3 protein-coding genes are annotated in these 2,999 nt (G+C 51.2%); all 3 read right to left on the reverse strand.

Going from position 1 to position 2,999, the window contains the following annotated elements; all coding sequences use genetic code 11:
• Positions 1-96: 96 nt before the first annotated feature.
• Genes ACTHRH_RS25525 through ACTHRH_RS25535 form a run of 3 tightly spaced genes read right to left on the reverse strand, consistent with a single transcriptional unit; the run spans position 97 to position 2,837 of the window.
• Positions 97-897 (reverse strand): ExeA family protein, encoded by an 801-nt coding sequence (locus ACTHRH_RS25525; RefSeq protein WP_144932525.1) that lies wholly within the window; start codon positions 895-897, stop codon positions 97-99.
• Positions 890-2,242 carry a DDE-type integrase/transposase/recombinase gene (locus ACTHRH_RS25530; RefSeq protein ID WP_144932263.1) on the reverse strand — a complete coding sequence of 451 codons (1,353 nt, stop codon included), beginning with the start codon at positions 2,240-2,242 and terminating at the stop codon, positions 890-892. Before ACTHRH_RS25530 ends, ACTHRH_RS25525 begins: the two co-directional genes overlap by 8 nt.
• A gap of 40 nt (positions 2,243-2,282) precedes the next feature.
• Positions 2,283-2,837: a DUF6431 domain-containing protein gene (locus ACTHRH_RS25535; RefSeq protein WP_313960559.1), complete on the reverse strand. Its 555-nt coding sequence runs from the start codon at positions 2,835-2,837 to the stop codon at positions 2,283-2,285.
• Positions 2,838-2,999 lie beyond the last annotated feature (162 nt).

Consider the following 2,999-nt stretch of genomic DNA (forward strand, 5'->3'; position numbering starts at 1 on the left):
TGTTAATGCTAACGCATAATGCCCTGAGATTGACGGTGTAAGTTGTCCTGCTATTGACGGTCAATCTGACCAGTTTCGGATATACGAGAGGGAGAATTATGATAATTCTCCCTGAATCACTCTTTTAACCATATGATCGTCGATGATGCGGTGTTTGTTCTGAGCACCGTAGATCAAACAATGCGTGCACACTTTGTTGATTAACCTAGCTGCTCCGCTAGAGAAGCGATAGATGTCGTCGATTGCTCCATCCGTGAAGATGTCTCGTTCCGCACCGGCGTAGGTCATGTGTCTTTGAACGTATGCCCCGGTTTGTGCCCGATCGTAATGAGGCAACTTGCATTGCAGATCGATACGTTGGCGAATCGCGGCGTACGCTTGTAGGTTAATACGATCCCACAGTTCACTTTGCCCTACGAGGATGAGCGCCATTGGGCTCTGCGCATCCATCTTGAAATTCAGTAGGAAGCGAACCTCTTCTAGCATCTCCCGATCTAACAGATGGGCTTCGTCCACGACTACAACGGGTTGCAGCCCGTGGATCCCGCGCATAAGTTCGATCTCCCGATGCAGTTGACGCTTGGCATCCCCGCGGTAAAATTTCGACTCACAACCGAGTTGTTCAAGCAGCCCCTTGTAGAAATGCCGCGGCGTCAGCTTGGAGTCTGACAAGTAGAGCACCTTGAATTTGGCAGCATCCAGTTCTTCCGTAAAACGTCGAATCGTCGTTGTCTTTCCCGTTCCACAGTCACCGGTTACGACCGCAAACCATTGCCGCTCAGCCGCATACTCTAAGCGCCCGAGCGTCTCCTCCAGAATTGCCGACTCATACAATTCACTTGGCGGAACATCCCTGGAGAATGGTGAACGACTCAACTCGTAAAATGCTTCAAACATCGCCATTCACCTTGCCTTTCCTTCGGTAGGTGACCGCTGGCGCTTGTTCGGTGTAGCGCTGATGGCTCCGCTCTTGGGCAGCGGTGAGCAGTCTTGACCTATCTGCCGGCAGCGGCTGAAGATGATCCGGCAGTGAAGGGCGTTTCCCCGCGCGCTCGCCGATCACAAGTTCTTTGACCTTCCACGGTGCGTGACCCTCGTATTCGATCGTCAACTCTGTCATGTCTGCCGGGTCGTACACCACATCTACGGTACATCCGATGAACGGGAGGCCGACTTCATATTTGCGATCCATAAAGCTGATGCATCCGGATTTGTCTACTTTGCGAGATTCACAGTGAAGGAAGGCGGCTGCCAGTATCTCCGGCTCCACAAACCGCAGCGCCTTTTTGTCACTTCGAAATGCGGCTTCGGGACTTCGTTTATTCTCTAAAGCCGAATGGGATCTGTTCTGGTAACATTCCGAAAGCCAGGCCTGAAACAGCTCATTCAGGTGGTCGAGCGTCTTTGGTTTCTCGAGTGCTGCTTCGCTGAGGAAAGCATCTACCACCCGATTGAATCGCTCAACCTTCCCGGTGGATTCCGGCGAATACGGCTTTGCGAAAAGAAGACGAATGCCTAGTTTCGAGCACGTCCGCGTCATCCACTTGGTGCGATACTGCTTCCCGTTGTCGAAGTACACCGTTTCTGGAACACCGTACTTCTGAATGGCCTTTCGGAAACCATCCTCGATGATCGTCTTATCCATAACGGGGTAAAACTCACCGTGGAGCACAAACCTCGTCGCATCGTCGATAAAGGTAACGAGAAACACTTGTTTCATCGCCCCGTTTAGCCCAATAGGCAGATACGGACCGTACTTCAAATCCGAGTGCCAAAGGCGATTGCGGTGTCGCTGTTGGAACCGCCGGGCGGCCACACCGGAATCTGCGTACATCCGCATATGCCTTGTGCTGTAACCGTGTGCTGTTAGTTTTTCTTGAAGCGTACTTCGCTTGATTTGTCCGGGTTGAATGCGACCTTCCCATTCCATGATCTGAATGATCTGAGCGACACTCCGACTCGGCACCTCCCGCCGCAATAAGATCGCTTGCTCTAAGATTTCTGGCGCAATGGCGGGGAGCGTAAGTTGTTTCCCTTTACTCTTTGGCTTTAACCCACAGAAACCTTCTTGCCGGTAGGCTGCCAGATACCGCCTGAGCGTCCTCTCCGATATTCCGGTTTGCTCGCAGATTCTCTGCTTGATTTCCCTTGCCTTTGCCGGATCAAGCCCTTCCGTAAGCAGGGGAGCCAGGAGTTGCACACGTTCTGCAGCGATTTGTTCCGCTTTCTTTCGATCTTTCATCCCTATGCACCTCTTCTGATAGATTCGATACAAGTCTATCTCAGGGAGCTTCGGACAAAAATGCAGAACGGGTATGTACCCATAAATTTGAATTTGCGATGGGGCGGACAACTCTGGATAGCCACCCGTAGGCATCGCCGACGTAACGTCCGAATCTACTATGGTGTGCAGTTTGTGAAGGGGCGGACGATTCCTCCACAACCTCTAGATGAAAGCGAATAGCAATAGATTCCAGGCATCCGAGCAAGTACGCAGCAAGTGAGCAAAACCAACTCCGCCAACGGAACAGTGTAGAGTGATCTGCGGCAACATCTACTTCCGATGGTTCTAAGGTGATGACGTTCTCCACACATGCTGATTCATAACGCTTGTAAGGCACAATACAGTCCGGTAACTCGTGATGAATTTTCCGGCAGCCGATACAACGCAGCCTTCGAATGACCAACTCGCTCTTTTCTCCCGTAGCATGGACAAGCTTCCGGCTCCGGCTTCCGATCACCGATAAACTCTCGCTACAACAAGGACTAGGGACGACTTCTGCACACCTAACAAAAAACGCCGGGGATCTTCTCAACCAGCTCGTAATTTGATACAATGATCATATGTTTTGTGAGGGGATGTCTCCGGTGATCTTGCTACCAACAAGTTCACGCGTTAGGGGGCATCCTTTTCCTTTTCTAAGATATGGACATTATATTCGTCAATCCCCGGACAGGCAACACCGTCAGCTTTTAGGCATTATGCTTTAGCAGAAACA

Origin of the sequence: Paenibacillus sp. SAFN-117, from assembly GCF_051966115.1 — a bacterium.
Classification (GTDB): domain Bacteria; phylum Bacillota; class Bacilli; order Paenibacillales; family NBRC-103111; genus Paenibacillus_L; species Paenibacillus_L residui.

What these genes read in the sequence shown, in the direction of transcription:
- ACTHRH_RS25525 (WP_144932525.1), bottom strand. Translation starts at nt 897, where the DNA reads ATGTTTGAAGCATTTTACGAGTTGAGTCGTTCACCATTCTCCAGGGAT.
- ACTHRH_RS25530 (WP_144932263.1), bottom strand. Translation starts at nt 2,242, where the DNA reads ATGAAAGATCGAAAGAAAGCGGAACAAATCGCTGCAGAACGTGTGCAA.